A 16141-nucleotide genomic window follows, 5' to 3' on the forward strand; every position below is an offset into this window, starting at 1 on the left:
ATGGAAAAATTACCGGAATTTAGTCTAAAAAGATTTTATTGGAAGGATTACCTTATTATCGCTTTGGGAACTTTCATGTATGCATTGGGCGTTACCCAGTTCATTATGCCTCACCATTTTGTGATGGGTGGTTTGGCGGGTGTTGCCGTACTCCTTAATTACGCCTTCGGATTGCCCGTATCATTGATGGTATTTATAATAAATGCCCTGTTGTTATTGGCCGCTTTTAGGGTATTAGGAACGGAATTCCTGGTGAAAACAATAGTGGGCGTCGGATTCCTTTCTGCATTTATCGGTATGTTCGAAAGCTTTCAGTGGACACCAATTATGATGGATGAGCCGTTGATGGCGGGATTGATCGGTGCTATCATAGCTGGTGGCGGTGTGGGGCTGGTGATGTCAGTCAATGGGAGCAGTGGCGGAACGGATATCGTAGTGCTGATTATCAATAAATACCGGAATGTGACACCCGGAAGGACAATGCTATTTGTGGACTTGGTCATAGTTTCCTCTTCTTTCTTGATTTTCAGAAGTGTGGAGACTATTGTATTTGGAATTATTATTATTGCTGTAATGGCTACCTCGGTAGACTGGGTGTTGAATGGTATCCGCCAATCGGTGCAGTTTTTCATCTTCTCGTCACGATATGAAGAAATTGCTACACAAATTAACCTGCAATTACACCGTGGATGCACTGTTTTGGATGGTATCGGGTGGTATTCCAAAAAACCACAAAAGGTTCTGTTGGTAATGGCCAAGCGAAATGAATCCAACTCTATATTCCGGTTGGTGAAACAGATCGATAGTAATGCCTTTATCTCGCAGAGCAACGTGGTGGGTGTCTATGGACAAGGATTTGATCAGATGAAATAACCTTTTCGCCTCTCAGGTGGTAGCCTTGTCAACCAGGTAAACCACAGATTTATAGGTAATACCACTATTGATTGATAGCCCTATCTCGCAGGTGCGGCTGTTGGAATACCCTTCTGTGGCATCCTTGATTCCTTGTTTCAGCGGTGCAAGTGCCGAGTTATTGAGTTCCGGATAAAAAAATCCTCTATCGCCGGCCCAGCCACAACATCCGATATTTTCAGGAATAATCACTTTTTCGGCACAATGGGAAGCCACTGTATAAAGTTTTTCTTCCAGATGCATCTTGGTGGAACTACAAGTTGTATGTATGGCAACAGAGACGGGTTGTTTTATAAATCGGAGCCTGTTGAGCAGAAAATCATGGATAAACTCCACTTGATCATAGAGCTTAATCCGTTTGTCTAATGTTTCACGCATATGTAACAAGCAAGGACTCATATCACAGACAATAGGCAGCTCTCCATTGCGGCTGGCTTTCAAAAGTGCCTCATTCAGTTCATTCTCCTTCTTTTGTGCCTGCTTGCGGAATCCTTTACTGCTAAAGGCCATTCCACAACAGAGTTCATCCTTGCCTTCCGGAATAATAACCGTATACCCTGCTTTCCGCAGGATGGAAAGCATCTTCTGTGGTATATCTTCCGTCTCTTTATATCCGAAGGAAGGCCCACTCATGGCGCGGGTAATACATGCCGGAAAATAGACTACCATCGGAGCGTTTGAGTCGCCGGCAAGGATACTATTGTGTGTGATTCTTTTACTTCCCGATGGGGTATGGCGGGTCCATAAGGGGAATAGCCCTTCTCCTAACCGGTAAAGTCCTTTTGTTACACCTTCCAGGGCCGAATAGCCTATTATTTTCCCGAGATAATGGGGGATGGGTAACAGTCCACGTAGTAATGAAGTAATCCCTGACATATTATTGGCGATGATGTCGGCTACCTTGTCCGCCATTTTGCCGTTTTGTTGCCAACGCAATTCTTTGACTAATTTTCCGGTATCGATTCCAACCGGACAGGCCAGTCCGCACAATCCGTCAGTAGCACAGGTCTCCTCCAGAGGATAGGCAATCTCTTTCATCCTTGCTGAAACCGTATTCCTTTTTTTATTTCCTGATACCGCTGTTTCAGAGAGGTGACGATAAGCTACAATCCGTTGCCGTGGGGTGAAAGTCAAATTTTTGGAGGGGCAGTTTATCTCGCAAAAACCACATTCAATACATTTATCGATAATAGGATTGGCTTCCGGAATTCGTTTCAGATCTTTGATAAATATGTCAGGATCATCATTGATCAATACTCCCGGATTGAGGATATTCTTCGGGTCGAATGTTTTCTTGATGCGTTTCATCAGGACGTAGATGTCGCTACCCCATTCTTTTTCGACGAAAGGAGCCATATTGCGGCCGGTACCATGTTCTGCCTTGAGGCTGCCGCCATGTTTTACGGCTACTAATTCACACAATTCCTGCATGAAGAAGGCATATTTTTCTACTTCCCGGGGGGTGTTGATATCGGGGAAAACGGTGAAATGTACATTGCCGTCGAGCAGGTGACCCCACATCACCGCATTCCCATAACCGGTGCGTATCAGCAGTTCTCGTACATCGGTCAGGGCATCGCCCAATGATTCAGCCCTGAAAGCGATATCTTCAATAATACTTGCCGTCCGGGGAGGACGTGTAGCTGCGGCAGAGGTAAAGAGTCCGTTCCGGACATTCCAGTAGAGGTCATACAGATACTTGTCGGTGGTAAATTTGATTGGTGTAAGTGTTTCTATATGTGACAGCTTTTCTTCTATTTCCGCCATTTGTGCCTGTAGGGTCTCTTTATCATCGGCTGAAGTATCGATCAATAGCGCTGCAGCCCCTTCGGGTAACGATTTTAACTCCCGGGGCATACCCTCCTGATCTTCCACGGCACGCAAAGCATTGCGGTCCATCAATTCGGCAGCGCTTACCTGGCAATTCCTTAAAGGGATAATGGTGCTGCTCACCGCCCGCAGATTGGAGAAATAAATCATCGCCGAGGCTTTCAACGGAGCATCATGGACTGTATCGAAAGTAGCTTGGGAAATAAATCCCAGCGTACCTTCGGAGCCAATCATCAGATGCTGGATAATTCGGATGGGGTCACTGAAATCAATCAAAGAGTTCACTCCATAACCACAAGTATTTTTAAGTTGGAATTTTGTAGTGATTTTCTGCCTGATAGCGTCGTTGTTTACAGCGTCCCTGTGGAGCTGTTCAATTTCAGCAATAAGTTGTGGATGGCTGTCAATGAAAGCTTGGCAACTTTGATTGTCTGAGGTATCCAACAAAGATCCGTCTGCAAAAATAATACGCATCGATCTGACCGTATTGTAGCTGTTATGCCGGATGCCGTAGCTTGACCCGCTTGCGTTGTTTGCAATAATTCCTCCTATTTTTGCGGAATTGATGGAGGCAGGCTTGGGGCCCAGTTTTCGCTTATAACGCATCAGCATACGGTTGGCAGCAGCACCGGTTAATGCGCAGCCGAATGTGGCGGCAGCTCCTTCATCGGTGATGGTGGAGAACTCGAAGCCATTTCCTGTTTCCATCAGGATGGAATCGGATATAGTTTGGCCACTCAGACTGGTGCCGGCAGCTTTGAATGTTACAGGGATGTTCCCTGACCGGCAAAATCTAATGAGACGAATCACCTCTTCCTCCGAATTTACTTTCACTACCGCTTTGGGAAGAAGCCGATATAGCCCGGCATCGGTACCTTTGACGAGACGGTGAATTTCGTCTGTGAATACCTGATCCTGTGGAAATAACTGCAAAAGTTGTTTTTGTAATTCTTTAGATTCCATTCAATCCGTGTCTTTTTGGTAAAGATAAATGATATATTTTATTCCTAAAGGAAAACTGACAAAAAAAGAAGCTGATTCATTTGATTCAGCCTCTTTCAGCATTTTCAGTTTAAACGATCCGTTTACAGTCAATTTAATGATACGAAGAGCTCTTTTTCCTCAATGTCCAAAGCAATTTTTCCCTCTCTTGCCAGCCATCCGAGTGCCGCATAGAGATCTTTATCGGTGAGTTTTGTTGCCTTCTTGACTTCTTTCACATTTTGCCGACCCTCTTTGTCGAGAATTGTCCATACTTTGCCGGCGTTTATTCCAATTTGTTCAATCATTTTTTTGATTATTTAATAATATAACCTGATAATTTCAGTGCAAAGTTACAGATATAACTGGTAAAAAACAACTTATCCCTCTTAGTTCCCTGTAAGACTGTTTATCACTTCCGATACCTGTGAAATAAGTGAGTGCTTATTGTCGTTGTAGATTATATAGTCGGCATATTTTGCTTTTTCCCCTTCCGGAAGTTGATTGTCTATGCGCGCCTTTACGTCGCTTCGTACTGAGCCGTCGCGTTGCATGACCCGTTCAATACGGAGTGCAGCGGGGGCATATACCGCAATTACCTTATCTACGAACCTGTAGAACCCGGCTTCAATGAGCAGCGCCGCATCCAGAATTACTATAGGATGATGTTGCCGTTGTTTGCACCATTCGTTGAAATGTTTTGCCAATTCAGGGTGAATAATAGAATTTGCGATGGATAGCTTATGGTTGTCATGAAAGATAATCGAAGCCAGCTTTTTTCTGTCGAGTTTACCCGCGGCATAGAGATCACTACCCAATTGTTGCGAGAGCTGTTCACGTATATAGGGGGAAATATCGTTCAGCTTTTTTGCCTCCCGGTCGGCATCAAAAACCGGAGCTTCATACAAGCGAAAAATATCTGATACAACTGATTTTCCACTCCCGATACCTCCTGTTACGCCAATTTTTATCATTCGGTTTTGTTTTCAAACAAAAATTCCACGGAAGAAGGAGAAATACGGGCATTGATGACCGAAGAGGGCTTTTGTGTGAGTTCAAGCTCTACACGCCCATCCTCGTTAGTATGGAATTTCCTGTAATCAAGTTCTATAGCGAAATCTTCAGGCGCAATCTTCTTATATTCTTCGAGTGTCACCGAGAAAGTGACATTTGCTCTTGAAGGGAAGAACTTTACATCCAGCCTTCCGGGCATATGCTTCGCAATGATAGGAACTTCAATTGTCCGTTCAGTATACTCTTCTATAGGAATATATATATCTACCTCGTCAGGAATGAATTTTACGCCTTCCACCTTATTTATCCTGACAGGTAACTGGGATGTGGCCCTTAGGTTTTTAAATACAGTGTACTCTGTCAGAGCACTCTTCAGTTTATTGAGGGATTCCTTCGACCCGTATGCCATTACCCTGTCCGGAATAAAAGTGGCACTGTCTGCCACCAGGTTAGCTCTGCTGGTGGTGATCTCGCCATCAAAAGTCACTAACAGTTCTTTACTCTGTAATTTGGAGTTTGCCAGTGAGATGTTCATGGGATAATATCCTCTTAAAGTGGTACTGGTAAATAATTGGTTTATAATAAGCTGTCTGTATTGATCCCCCTGAAGGACCTTATTCCCATCCTCAATTATTTTGGTAACATTGATTTCAAGTGAATCTCTTTTTTTTAGATCGAGACGAAAAATCTGTGCTCCATTGTCGGCAACGCTCACTTCTATGTAGTCCGGTAAGGGATTGTCAAAGACAATGTCATCAGGTATATGGGTGTATTTTAATGGTATCCTGTAATTGCCATCTACATTCTCTTTCTGGAAAAATAGCATTAACCAGAAAATAAAAGCCAGCATCAGAAAAAACAGGAAAGCAAACACATTTTTCCACGGGAAGGTAGAAAAAAAGGCTTTAATTTCCGGTTGCCATTTCTTGATGATAGCTCCTATTTCCATTGTGAACACGGTTTTAGTTAGTCTTTGCTACATCGGCCGGTGAGGCATATACCGAACCTTTCTCGAATTTTAATTTTATGCCATCGGCTACCTCTACTAAAAACCATGTGTCACCTACCTCTCTGATCCTTCCGTGGATACCTCCTGATGTGACGACCTTGTCTCCGGTTTTCATCGCTTCGCGACTTTTCTGGAGTTCTTTTTGTTTTTTCTGTTGGGGACGTATCATGAAGAAATAAAATACGGCAAAAATGGCTACCATCATTAACAGGGTTCCCCCCATGCCTCCTGCTCCTCCCGGTGATGCTTGTAATAGGGTATTCATAAGAATTATTGTTTAAATGTTTATAATTAATTTTTAAAGATACGTTTTTCTTTTTTTATTTCCTGCACAATTGCATCCAAAATTCCATTGATAAATGTGCCGCTTTTGGAAGTGCTGTACGACTTAGCAATCTCGATATATTCATTCAGTGAGACATTGGTTGGTATGGAATCAAATGTAAATATCTCGGAAAGAGCCACCTGCATAATGATGAGATCCATAAATGCAATACGGTCGAAGTCCCACTTTTCGGTGTGTTTTTCGATAAGCCCACGATACTCTTTCTCTCCTAATATGGAATTGTGTAGTAATTTCAAGGCGTACTCCTTATCTTCCTCGTCCTTAAACATCGGTAACAATGGTTGATCCTCACCCTCATCCTCCGAAAACCGTTTGATTGTCTTTATCACAAAAGTTTGTACAATCTCCACATCATCATTCCAGTAAATGCATTCATCTTCCAGGATGTCATCTAACTCTTCATTCAAATAAATGAATTGTTTGAATGTTTTCCTCCAGAATTCCTGATCTTCTTCATAGGTGGGAGAAGTGAGGGCGGCATACTCTCTATAAATATCGGAAGAGAGTATTTCATCCAATAAATTTTTGACAAATATATCATTCGATTCCCACGACATGGGACGCTCGGTAAGTTGTTTCTGAAATTGTTTATTCTTTCGTAACTGTCTGATAAACCGATTGTTAATCAGATGAGTATTTGGATTTAGATCTTCCTCAGTAGGCAGGAATTTGTTACGCTTCGTCTCTATCCTGTTTTCATACGAATTAGTGAGTTCCACCATCAGAAGAAGGAGAAAATAGTAAAGATCGTATGATTTCTGCAGGCCGAATAAGAGTTCCTTTTCGGCATTACGCAAATCCTTATTCGTATTTTGGTACCATGCATAGACCAGTTGTACTACCCTGATACGAATCAAATTTCTATTAATCATTGAATGAATGAACGTTTTTGTTAAGCTAAAAATCTAACTTAGTTTTATGTTGCAAAAGTAGTTAAATTTTCGGGATTATACATACTGTTGGGTGAAAAGTGAGTGTACCGGATAAAATCAAGGGGATAACCTGTGAATTATGTCCATATCGTCGGGCGATTGATGAGTATGTCCCATGATGAGTTGGAGAAGAGGGTTAAATGGAACGGACTAAAAATAAGTATTAAGGTGTTGTTTAATAAAAAGAAAATCATTACCTTTGCGCCGCTTTTTTGAAAGCTCCCGTGTGATGGGAAATAAAGAGAAAGCACTTTATTTTGAGTAACACAAACAAATTGTAAAAATGAAAACATTTGAATTGAAAGGCGAGATCAGGGACGATTTCGGAAAAAAAGCGGCCAGGGCCTACCGTAGTGAAGGGCTGATCCCGTGTGTTGTATATGGTGGACATGGTGAGGAAAATGTGAATTTCGTAGTAAAGCAAGGCGATGTACGGAAATTGATTTATACTCCGGAAGTGTTTCTGGTAAATCTAGATCTTGGGAAAAAGAAATTACAAGCCATTGTAAAAGAGTTACAGTTTCACCCTGTAAAAGATACCATTCTTCATATCGACTTCCTGCATGTGGTTGAAAATGCACCGGTAGTGATTGAAATTCCTGTTCGTCTGACTGGTTTGGCTGCCGGAGTAAGAGCCGGCGGTAAGTTGTCGCTCGATATTCGTAAGTTGAAAGTGAAAGCTTTGCCGGCAAAATTGCCTGAGGAGCTGGTCGTGAATGTGGAAGCATTGGAATTGGGTAAATCTATCCAGGTAGGACAGCTGGATTTCGAAGGTGTGGAAATATTGAATGCCAAGAATGCTGTTGTTTGCCGTGTGCAGTTGACGCGTGCCGCAAGAGGTGCCGCAGCAAAGGCTGAAAGTTAAAAAGGTGTAAGTACATATTTTTGGTCAAATGAAATATTTGATTGCGGGATTGGGCAATATCGGACCCGATTATGAGCAAACCCGCCACAATATTGGATTTATGGTATTGGACGCTTTTGCTAAGGCGTCCAATATTGTTTTTGAGGATAGGCGATATGGCTTCGTGGCAGAGATGCGGCTCAGAAATAAATTGCTTATCCTGCTCAAACCGTCTACTTTCATGAACCTGAGTGGGAATGCCATCCGTTATTGGTTGCAAAAGGAAAAGATTGAAAATGAAAACCTGCTGGTGGTAGTGGACGACCTGGCATTGCCTTTCGGCACATTGCGAATGAAATCGAAAGGAAGTGATGCCGGCCATAACGGTCTGAAGCATATTCAGGATCTGATAGGGCAGGACTATCCGCGCCTTCGCTTCGGAATAGGGGCTGATTTTCCGCGTGGGAGGCAGATTGATTATGTGCTGGATCGTTTTTCTGAAGAAGAGCAAAAACTGCTGCCCGAACGGATCGATATGGCGGTAGATATGATACGCAGCTTTTGTCTAGCGGGGGTGCAGATTACAATGAACCAATACAACAACAAATAGACACCAATGTGGCAATATCCCAATGAGAATAAATGCCAACCCATGGTTCTTGATTCTTATCTATTAATTAAAAATGGATGAAGTAAGAATTGATAAATGGTTATGGGCAGTGCGGATCTTCAAGACGCGCACTGTTGCCTCCGAAGCTTGTAAAAAAGGACGGGTGCTGATCGGTAACGTTGCTGTGAAGCCTTCGAGGAATATCAGAGTGGGGGAGATCATCGAAGTGAAGAAGCCTCCCATTACTTTTTCATTCAAAGTGCTATCGCTGTCCGACAAAAGGATGGGCGCCGCCAAAGTGCCCGGATTCATGGAAAACGTAACGCCCCCCGATCAGTACGAACTGATGGAATTGAACCGGATCAGCGGTTTTGTCGACCGGCAAAGAGGTAGCGGACGTCCTACCAAGAAAGAGCGGCGCGACTTGGAGCAGTTCATCGATTCATTCGATTTTGATGAATCTGATTTTTGAGTATCCTTTATATCTATTGAAGAGCCACTCTTAATTTCCCTTCACGGGTATCGTAAAATGGCACTAGTTGGACCGTGTTCATCTGCAGACAATAGGGGGCATCACTCACTGCCCCGTTGGCAATAAGACGTGCGTAATGGTCACTACTCCTTAGGTATTCCAGCGGATTGCTTTTAGCCTGTTTCCATAGCTCTAATGCAATCCTCACACTATCTGAGGCAATATTTAATTCTTGCTTTCCAGATAACTTTTCAGCAAAAGCACCGCCAAAGAGGGTATCTTCTATATTGATTCTGTTTTCCCATCCGGCACAGAGTATCACCACGCGTTCGGCTGATCGCAGAGACGCTTCCAGCACTGCATCGATATTGGAAAAGGTACCGATAAATAATTGCCGGCACCCTTTGGCCGCCTGGATGGCTTGTGTGCCGTTGGTGGTCGTAAAGACCAATTCTTTTCCCGATATTTTCTCCGGAATGTAATCAAAAGGAGAATTGCCGAAATCGGCAAAATCACATTTGCGTGCATTGCGTTCCGCCCCCACAAGGAATCCTTCCGACTTGTATCGTTTCGCCTCTTCAATAGAGGCCACGGGAATTACCGCTGAGACACCGGCGGCAAATGCGGCACATATCGTGGCTGATGCGCGGAATGCGTCCACCATGATTACTGTATCATCCTCCTGTTGATAATAGGGATATAAAGCGGGGCAGGGGCAAAGATCGAATATCATATAGTTTCGTTTAAAAACGTTTCTTCTTGACAAATTCCCGACAAAATTAGCTAAAAACCTAAAGATCCACAAACATGACAGCACCAAGGGAGATAATACTTCTATTCACAAAGTAAAACCGGGTCGGAAAAATCATAACTACACAATTTATATAAAACATTTTCTTTAAAACATTTTGTGCAAAATAGAACTTTTTATACTTTAGCGTGATAACCCATAAGGGTAAAATTGATTTATGACTTTCTTTACAAATAATCATCACCTTATTCTTGCTTCCAATTCGCCGCGAAGGAGAGAACTGCTTTCGGGGATGGATGTAGAATATGAAGTATTGACATTGCCGGATATTGACGAGTCGTATCCCGACGACCTACCCCACGAGGAAATCCCGGAATTCCTGGCAAAGAAAAAAGCGTCGGCATACCGTTCTATGATGCAGGATAATACATTGCTTATCACTGCTGATACTATTGTACTATTGCAGGGCCGTATTTTGGGAAAGCCGTCGGATAAGGAGAATGCGAAGTCGATGCTGAGAGAGCTGTCAGGAGAAACCCACCGTGTTGTTACGGGTGTTTGCCTAACCTCGATACAAAAGCAGGTTTGTTTTTCGGATACCGCTTACGTTACCTTCGGAGACCTATCTGACGAAGAAATAAATTATTACATGGATAAGTACAATCCGATGGATAAGGCAGGCGCTTATGGCGTTCAGGAGTGGATCGGTTATGTGGGGGTAAAGAGAATCGAAGGCTCTTACTTCAATGTGATGGGATTGCCTATTTTTAAGGTGTACCACGAGTTGAAACGGTTTTAGGTGTCATTTTTTTCGATCAATCCGTGTAGAAAACTGAAAAAAATCTATCTTTGTATCCCGTGCGACACAGATGTTTCGCAAATCAACACATCGCAAAATCAACAAATCATAAATATATATGCTGACAGTAGAAAAAATCGGAGGTACCTCCATGTCCCAGTTTCAGGACGTGCTTCAAAATATTATCAGGGGAGACCGCAAGGGAGACGGGTTGTATAACCGTATCTTTGTGGTTTCAGCTTATAACAATGTAACCAATTGGTTATTGGAGCATAAGAAGACCGGTGAGCCGGGTATTTATAATAAATTTCTGAACGGTGAGGATTACAGTAGCGCTCTAGATTCATTTTGTCAGCGATTGCTTCTGATCAATGACGGTTTTGCCGATTACGGTCTTGATTTGAAGGAAGCACGGGATTTCATCCGTTTTCGAGTGGATCAAGCCAAGACCGTACTTTATAGTTTAGGGAAAGTATTGGCATCGGGATATGTTGATCCGAAAGCGATACACCTGGCTGCCCGCGAAATCCTGGCATCAATCGGAGAAGCACATTCGGGATGGAACTCCGTCAATATCCTCAATAATAACGGCATCAATGCCCGGTTTGTGGACCTATGCGGTTTCAATGACAATGAATCTCTCACTATTGATGAACGTATTCATAAGGAATTCAGTGATATAGATTTCAGTAGCGTGCTTTGTATTGCTACCGGATATACGAAGGGAACCGAAGGTATTATGCGTGCCTTTGACCGAGGATACAGCGAGGTGACTTTCAGTAAGATCGCTGTAGAAGTAAAAGCGGATGAAGCAGTAATCCACAAGGAATATCATCTTTCGAGTGCGGACCCCAAGATAGTAGGAGTGGAGAATAGTATTCCCGTGGGACATACCAATTATATCATTGCTGACCAGTTGGCTGACATTGGCATGGAGGCAATCCATCCCAAGGCGGCAAAACCCTTGGAACTGGCCGGTATCAATATTCGTATAAAAAATACCTTTGAACCCAGTCATCCCGGGACATTGATATCGCGTGATTATATTTCACCCGAGCCTCGTGTGGAGATCGTTTCCGGCTCAAGGAAAGTGCTGGCCATTGAAGTGCATGACCCGATGATGGTGGGTGAAGTGGGATTCGACGGACATCTTATGCATTACTTTGTGGAGCATGGCGTAAGTTATATCCTGAAATCGACCAACGCCAACTCCATCACTATGGTGGTATGGGATAATGAAAAGAGTAGAGAGCTGGTGAAAGTCTTGCAGGAGCAATTTTACCAGGTGACGGCAGAGCCGATGGCCATTGTTTGCGCCATGGGGTCTAATATAGCACTTCCGGGATTTCTCTACAGGGCGACCAAAGCCTTGTATGAGAAAGAAATTAATGTGGAGAGTTTCGGTCAATCACTGATGCAAGTCAATATGCAGTTTGTGATCTGCCGTGAGCGCTATGAAGATGCGGTAGTTGCGCTCAACGAAGCATTGTGTAGGTAATTATATATAAATCATGGCACAGGAAATAGAAAGAAAATTTTTGGTAACGTCGGATGCTTTCAAAAACGAAGCGTATAAGCAGATGCATATTACCCAGGGATATCTCTCTTCTGTTCCTGAGCGTACCGTTCGAGTACGTATCAAAGGCGACAAGGGTTATATTACCATAAAGGGAGCGGGTAGCACAAGTGGAGTATCCCGCTATGAATGGGAAAAAGAAATTCCGATAACAGAGGTGGAAGAACTGCTCAGTATCTGCGAACCGGGCGTGATCAACAAAACCCGTTATGAAGTGAAATCGGGTGAGTTTACTTTCGAGGTGGACGAGTTCTATGGTGAGAACCAGGGACTGGTTGTTGCGGAAATAGAATTATCCGGCGAAAGTGACCAGTTCGAAAAACCGGAATGGCTGGGTGAAGAAGTGACCGGCGATGCTCGTTTTTATAATTCGATGTTGATGAAGAATCCTTATACCAAGTGGTAGAATTAACTTAGAGGATATCCTTCTTCATTCCTCCTCTTCATAATTTTGATATAAGAAATCGTTATAGGGAAAGCGAGTGATATGAATCTCCTTCACCTTGTTGTAGATGATTTGTTTCAGGTTGTCGATATTTATTTTTTCCCTTGCCGATATAAAGATGCAGTTTTCCTTCATTTTCTGCATCCAAGATTGTTTTAATTCTTCGAGTGTGTAGTTTTCCCGTTTCTTTGGAGTAAGATCATCTTCATCTTTCACAACATGTGAAAAAGCGTCGATCTTGTTGAAGACAAGGATAGTGGATTTTTCTGTGTTATCGATCTCAAACAGCGTTTTTTCTACCACATCTATCTGTTCTTCAAAGGCGGGATGTGAAATGTCTACTACATGGACTAATATATCAGCGTCGCGTACCTCATCGAGGGTAGACTTGAACGACTCGATCAGATGGGTAGGGAGTTTTCGGATAAAGCCGACAGTATCGGTAAGCAGGAATGGCAGGTTTTCAATGGTTACTTTGCGTACGGTCGTATCGAGCGTAGCAAAGAGCTTGTTCTCTGCAAATACTTCACTTTTACTTAGCAGGTTCATCAGAGTGGATTTCCCTACGTTGGTATATCCTACTAATGCCACACGCACCAGTTTTCCCCTGTTCTTGCGCTGGACGATTTTCTGTTTGTCGATCTCTTTCAACTCCTGCTTCAGGCGGGAGATCTTGTCGAGGATAATACGCCGGTCGGTCTCCAGCTGCGTTTCACCCGGACCGCGCATGATGGTGCCGCCACCACCCCGTTGTCGTTCGAGGTGCGTCCACATACGGGTCAAGCGCGGCAGCAGATACTGGTACTGTGCCAGTTCAACCTGCGCTTTGGCATGAGCCGTCTGGGCACGCATAGCAAAGATGTCGAGAATAAGACTGGTACGATCCATGATACGGACCTTGAGTTCTCTTTCGATATTACGGAGTTGGCGGGCGGATAATTCGTCGTCAAAGATGACTACGCCAATTTCATTCTCTTCCTCGTCCACGTAATTCTTTATCTCCTGTAGTTTTCCGCTCCCCACAAACGTTACTGTATTGGGCATCTCTAAGCGTTGCACAAAACGTTTTGCGGGAATAAGACCTGCTGTTTCGGCAAGAAATGCCAGTTCGTCGAGGTATTCATTCACCTTCTCCTCGTTTTGTTCGGGAGTGATAAGTCCAACGAGTAGGGCATTTTCTTTTTTTATTTCGTTAGTAATAAAATCTTTCATATTTAAAGAGCAAAGAATAAAATTTTTTAGAATCAAGAGCCAAGATTTAAGAATCAAGAGCCAAGATTTAAGAATCAAGACGTCGGATTTGAAACTTTGGGATTTTGAATTTGAAGCCGGAATCCGTTAATTAGTGATTTGCAATTGAATTACTTAAAACCAAAATCCGATTCCGGCACTGAAGAACACCTGCGAAAAATCCTTGATAAATTGGTATTTCAACTCGAAATTAGCCCGTATCCTGTAGCCTATGTCATGCTGAAATCCAAGGCCGAGATTCGCTCCCAGACGGTTCTTTGTCCAATTCTCTTCTGTTTGCACGTCCCTTTTTGAGGTGTCATACTTCCAATGGGAGTAATGTAGGCCGGCAATCGGATATAGTGAAGCTGAGTATGATACCGGTAAGATGTAATGCGCGTCCAAGTCTGTCATCCACATATTTTCTTTTTTGTTTTCCAGAAAATAGGTGAAGGAGGGCGCAAATCGAAAATTATTTGTCCGGTAGAAATGAAGATGTATTCCACCACCCAGATTATTGATTTCCGCTCCATACCCTGCATGGACGCCCAATCCGAAAGTTCCTTCAAATTGTGCCTGTATTTTTTGGATAAATAACAGGGAAGAGAAAAACGCTAAAATAAATATCCGTTTCATATTTTTATTTAGATTCAAGAACCAAGACTAAAGTAATGTGCTAATTAAATGGCAAATCATTCAATTGTTATTCTCATAGACACATTTTTTATTGTTACATTAGGATTCCTAGTTCCAGTTCAACCATCTTTACCTGTCCCGATTTCCCGATAAGTCGGGATGAGTTGTCGGGATCATCACATCCTCCACTAATTGGCACATTAGTAAATCATCCCACTTCCCAGGCATAATTGCCTTTCCTTGTCATAGACCACTCCGAACTGCCCGGCAGCAATGCCCTGCACCAGCTCGGAGGAATGGATACGGTATAAATCGCCGATCTTTGAAATCTTTCCCGACGTGAATTCCGGTGTATGCCTTATTTTGAAGGTGATCTCTTTTTCATCGTTAAAGTTGCCCCAGATATCTTTGGTGATAAACTCAAATCCTTGGAGGTTGATGATTTCACCATACTGGTGCTTCGTGTCGTACCCTTTAGAAACATATACGATATTCCGTGGTATATCTTTCTTAATCACGAACCAGGGACCACCACTTAGTCCCAACCCTTTACGCTGGCCGATGGTATGAAACCAGAATCCCTGGTGTTTACCCAGAATATTCCCGGTTTCCAGTTCTACGATAAGCCCCTCTTTCCTGCCCAGATAGCGTTCAATAAATTCATTATAATTAACTTTCCCTAGAAAACAAATGCCCTGACTGTCTTTGCGTTGCGCCGACGGTAACTTTTCTCGTGCCGCGATAGTACGTACTTCGGATTTTAATAGATTCCCGATCGGGAACATCAGTTTAGATATCTGCATATAGCTTATCTGTCCCAGAAAGTAGGTCTGGTCCTTTATATGATCTTTGGCGGTGGAAAGCCAAGTCAGACCGTCCAATTCAGTGGTGGTGGCATAATGGCCGGTCGCAATCTTATCGAACTGATGACCCCATTTTTGTTCAAAGACACCGAACTTGATTAGTTTGTTGCACATCATATCGGGATTGGGGGTCAATCCCCTTTTGACCGAGTCGATAGTGTAGCGTACCACGCTGTCCCAGTACTCTTCGTGGAGTGAGACAATCTCGAAACGGCAGCCATATTTCCTGGAGATATACGACACGATCTCAATGTCTTCTTCAGACGGGCAATCGATATATCCGTCCTTATTCTCCATCCCTATTTTTATATAAAAGATAGTCGGGTCGTAGCCCATCTCCTTTAACTGATGTACTACAACCGAACTGTCCACTCCTCCGGATACTAGCGCCGCAATCTCCATTCTTGCATCGATTTTGATGTACAAAGGTACAAATAAGTTTGAACTAATGAAGTGAGCCGGAGAGTAAAGTCAAACTTATTTATATTTCGTCATGGATGCAAATATCTAATTTTAGTGCAAATAAATAATTTTAATCAGATGAAATAAACGGAAAAGAAAAAAATAGTATTACCTTTACATCTTCGGAATGGTATATTGATATGCCATTATTGAGATCTTTTGCCGCCGGGCTTTTTTAATATCCTGCAGCACTGCTCCCGAAGCCGATTCGGGATTTGAGAGAGAAAAGAAAAAAACGATATAAATGACTTACAGATGGAATTATTTACCCCTTACAAACGACCAAAAAAATAAAAAAAATGAACTAGAGAAAGAATTGAATTTACATCCCGTTCTTGTTGATTTGCTTATCAAAAGAGGTATAGAGACAAAGGAAGAAGCCATTGCATTTTTATATCCCAGATTAAAGGATTTGCATGACCCTTTTCT

17 protein-coding genes and 1 pseudogene are annotated in these 16141 nt (G+C 42.9%); 8 read left to right on the forward strand and 10 right to left on the reverse strand.

The annotated features are described in order from the left end of the window. Positions 1–873: a YitT family protein gene (locus tag B4G81_RS08380; RefSeq protein ID WP_294081538.1), complete on the forward strand. Its 873-nt coding sequence runs from the start codon at positions 1–3 to the stop codon at positions 871–873. 12 nt (positions 874–885) lie between these two features. Here B4G81_RS08380 and B4G81_RS08385 read toward each other — a convergent pair whose 3' ends face one another. The 6 genes from B4G81_RS08385 to nusB form a co-directional block, all read right to left on the reverse strand. Continuing rightward, positions 886–3705, reverse strand: a complete 2820-nt coding sequence (locus tag B4G81_RS08385) for an FAD-binding and (Fe-S)-binding domain-containing protein (protein ID WP_294081539.1) — start codon at positions 3703–3705, stop codon at positions 886–888. Positions 3706–3833: 128 nt separating this feature from the next. Next, positions 3834–4031, reverse strand: a complete 198-nt coding sequence (locus B4G81_RS08390) for a winged helix-turn-helix domain-containing protein (RefSeq protein WP_294081540.1) — start codon at positions 4029–4031, stop codon at positions 3834–3836. An 81-nt stretch (positions 4032–4112) separates the two neighbouring features. After that, positions 4113–4697, reverse strand: a complete 585-nt coding sequence (gene coaE / locus B4G81_RS08395; RefSeq protein WP_294081541.1) for a dephospho-CoA kinase — start codon at positions 4695–4697, stop codon at positions 4113–4115. Beyond that, on the reverse strand, positions 4694–5686 hold the full coding sequence (locus B4G81_RS08400) for a YbbR-like domain-containing protein (RefSeq protein WP_294081542.1): 993 nt from the start codon (positions 5684–5686) through the stop codon (positions 4694–4696). The genes coaE and B4G81_RS08400 overlap by 4 nt, the downstream gene beginning before the upstream one ends. A gap of 13 nt (positions 5687–5699) precedes the next feature. Further along, entirely contained in the window at positions 5700–6020 is a 321-nt protein-coding gene (gene yajC, locus B4G81_RS08405) for a preprotein translocase subunit YajC (protein WP_294081566.1), read from the reverse strand. Between the two features lie 17 nt (positions 6021–6037). Then, on the reverse strand, positions 6038–6964 hold the full coding sequence (gene nusB / locus B4G81_RS08410) for a transcription antitermination factor NusB (protein WP_294081543.1): 927 nt from the start codon (positions 6962–6964) through the stop codon (positions 6038–6040). A gap of 343 nt (positions 6965–7307) precedes the next feature. On the opposite strand from nusB, the gene B4G81_RS08415 reads away from it, so the two are divergent. The 3 genes from B4G81_RS08415 to B4G81_RS08425 all read left to right on the forward strand — a co-directional run bounded on the left by B4G81_RS08415 (position 7308) and on the right by B4G81_RS08425 (position 8950). Further along, positions 7308–7889 carry a 50S ribosomal protein L25/general stress protein Ctc gene (locus B4G81_RS08415; protein ID WP_294081544.1) on the forward strand — a complete coding sequence of 194 codons (582 nt, stop codon included), beginning with the start codon at positions 7308–7310 and terminating at the stop codon, positions 7887–7889. A gap of 28 nt (positions 7890–7917) precedes the next feature. Then, the gene (pth, locus tag B4G81_RS08420; RefSeq protein ID WP_294081545.1) at positions 7918–8478 is read left to right on the forward strand and encodes an aminoacyl-tRNA hydrolase; all 561 of its coding nucleotides are present in this window, start codon (positions 7918–7920) and stop codon (positions 8476–8478) included. Between the two features lie 73 nt (positions 8479–8551). Further along, the gene (locus tag B4G81_RS08425; protein WP_294081546.1) at positions 8552–8950 is read left to right on the forward strand and encodes an RNA-binding S4 domain-containing protein; all 399 of its coding nucleotides are present in this window, start codon (positions 8552–8554) and stop codon (positions 8948–8950) included. A gap of 13 nt (positions 8951–8963) precedes the next feature. Here B4G81_RS08425 and B4G81_RS08430 read toward each other — a convergent pair whose 3' ends face one another. After that, a complete protein-coding gene (locus B4G81_RS08430; protein WP_294081547.1) occupies positions 8964–9683 on the reverse strand; it encodes a 2-phosphosulfolactate phosphatase in 720 nt (239 codons plus the stop codon). 235 nt (positions 9684–9918) lie between these two features. Between B4G81_RS08430 and B4G81_RS08435 the strand changes: the two genes are divergently transcribed. The 3 genes from B4G81_RS08435 (at position 9919) to B4G81_RS08445 (ending at position 12482) form a co-directional block, all read left to right on the forward strand. After that, a complete protein-coding gene (locus tag B4G81_RS08435; RefSeq protein ID WP_294081548.1) occupies positions 9919–10500 on the forward strand; it encodes a Maf-like protein in 582 nt (193 codons plus the stop codon). Between the two features lie 118 nt (positions 10501–10618). After that, the gene (locus B4G81_RS08440) at positions 10619–11998 is read left to right on the forward strand and encodes an aspartate kinase (RefSeq protein WP_294081549.1); all 1380 of its coding nucleotides are present in this window, start codon (positions 10619–10621) and stop codon (positions 11996–11998) included. 13 nt (positions 11999–12011) lie between these two features. Further along, positions 12012–12482, forward strand: coding sequence for a CYTH domain-containing protein (locus B4G81_RS08445; protein WP_294081550.1), 471 nt, complete (start codon positions 12012–12014; stop codon positions 12480–12482). Between the two features lie 24 nt (positions 12483–12506). Here the strand turns inward: B4G81_RS08445 and hflX are convergent, their stop codons facing one another. The 3 genes from hflX to mnmA form a co-directional block, all read right to left on the reverse strand. After that, positions 12507–13733 carry a GTPase HflX gene (gene hflX, locus B4G81_RS08450; protein ID WP_294081551.1) on the reverse strand — a complete coding sequence of 409 codons (1227 nt, stop codon included), beginning with the start codon at positions 13731–13733 and terminating at the stop codon, positions 12507–12509. Between the two features lie 153 nt (positions 13734–13886). Next, a complete protein-coding gene (locus B4G81_RS08455; protein ID WP_294081552.1) occupies positions 13887–14387 on the reverse strand; it encodes an outer membrane beta-barrel protein in 501 nt (166 codons plus the stop codon). Positions 14388–14587: 200 nt separating this feature from the next. Next, positions 14588–15652, reverse strand: coding sequence for a tRNA 2-thiouridine(34) synthase MnmA (gene mnmA, locus B4G81_RS08460; RefSeq protein ID WP_294081553.1), 1065 nt, complete (start codon positions 15650–15652; stop codon positions 14588–14590). A 304-nt stretch (positions 15653–15956) separates the two neighbouring features. Here mnmA and B4G81_RS08465 point away from each other — a divergent pair. Further along, positions 15957–16141 (forward strand): annotated as a pseudogene (locus B4G81_RS08465) (single-stranded-DNA-specific exonuclease RecJ); the annotation flags it as partial.

The organism is Proteiniphilum sp. UBA5384, assembly GCF_002410825.1.
GTDB lineage: Bacteria > Bacteroidota > Bacteroidia > Bacteroidales > Dysgonomonadaceae > Proteiniphilum.

What these genes read in the sequence shown, in the direction of transcription:
- B4G81_RS08380 (WP_294081538.1), top strand. Translation starts at nt 1, where the DNA reads ATGGAAAAATTACCGGAATTTAGTCTAAAAAGATTTTATTGGAAGGAT.
- B4G81_RS08385 (WP_294081539.1), bottom strand. Translation starts at nt 3,705, where the DNA reads ATGGAATCTAAAGAATTACAAAAACAACTTTTGCAGTTATTTCCACAG.
- B4G81_RS08390 (WP_294081540.1), bottom strand. Translation starts at nt 4,031, where the DNA reads ATGATTGAACAAATTGGAATAAACGCCGGCAAAGTATGGACAATTCTC.
- coaE (WP_294081541.1), bottom strand. Translation starts at nt 4,697, where the DNA reads ATGATAAAAATTGGCGTAACAGGAGGTATCGGGAGTGGAAAATCAGTT.
- B4G81_RS08400 (WP_294081542.1), bottom strand. Translation starts at nt 5,686, where the DNA reads ATGGAAATAGGAGCTATCATCAAGAAATGGCAACCGGAAATTAAAGCC.
- nusB (WP_294081543.1), bottom strand. Translation starts at nt 6,964, where the DNA reads ATGATTAATAGAAATTTGATTCGTATCAGGGTAGTACAACTGGTCTAT.
- B4G81_RS08415 (WP_294081544.1), top strand. Translation starts at nt 7,308, where the DNA reads ATGAAAACATTTGAATTGAAAGGCGAGATCAGGGACGATTTCGGAAAA.
- pth (WP_294081545.1), top strand. Translation starts at nt 7,918, where the DNA reads ATGAAATATTTGATTGCGGGATTGGGCAATATCGGACCCGATTATGAG.
- B4G81_RS08425 (WP_294081546.1), top strand. Translation starts at nt 8,552, where the DNA reads ATGGATGAAGTAAGAATTGATAAATGGTTATGGGCAGTGCGGATCTTC.
- B4G81_RS08430 (WP_294081547.1), bottom strand. Translation starts at nt 9,683, where the DNA reads ATGATATTCGATCTTTGCCCCTGCCCCGCTTTATATCCCTATTATCAA.
- B4G81_RS08435 (WP_294081548.1), top strand. Translation starts at nt 9,919, where the DNA reads ATGACTTTCTTTACAAATAATCATCACCTTATTCTTGCTTCCAATTCG.
- B4G81_RS08440 (WP_294081549.1), top strand. Translation starts at nt 10,619, where the DNA reads ATGCTGACAGTAGAAAAAATCGGAGGTACCTCCATGTCCCAGTTTCAG.
- B4G81_RS08445 (WP_294081550.1), top strand. Translation starts at nt 12,012, where the DNA reads ATGGCACAGGAAATAGAAAGAAAATTTTTGGTAACGTCGGATGCTTTC.
- hflX (WP_294081551.1), bottom strand. Translation starts at nt 13,733, where the DNA reads ATGAAAGATTTTATTACTAACGAAATAAAAAAAGAAAATGCCCTACTC.
- B4G81_RS08455 (WP_294081552.1), bottom strand. Translation starts at nt 14,387, where the DNA reads ATGAAACGGATATTTATTTTAGCGTTTTTCTCTTCCCTGTTATTTATC.
- mnmA (WP_294081553.1), bottom strand. Translation starts at nt 15,652, where the DNA reads ATGGAGATTGCGGCGCTAGTATCCGGAGGAGTGGACAGTTCGGTTGTA.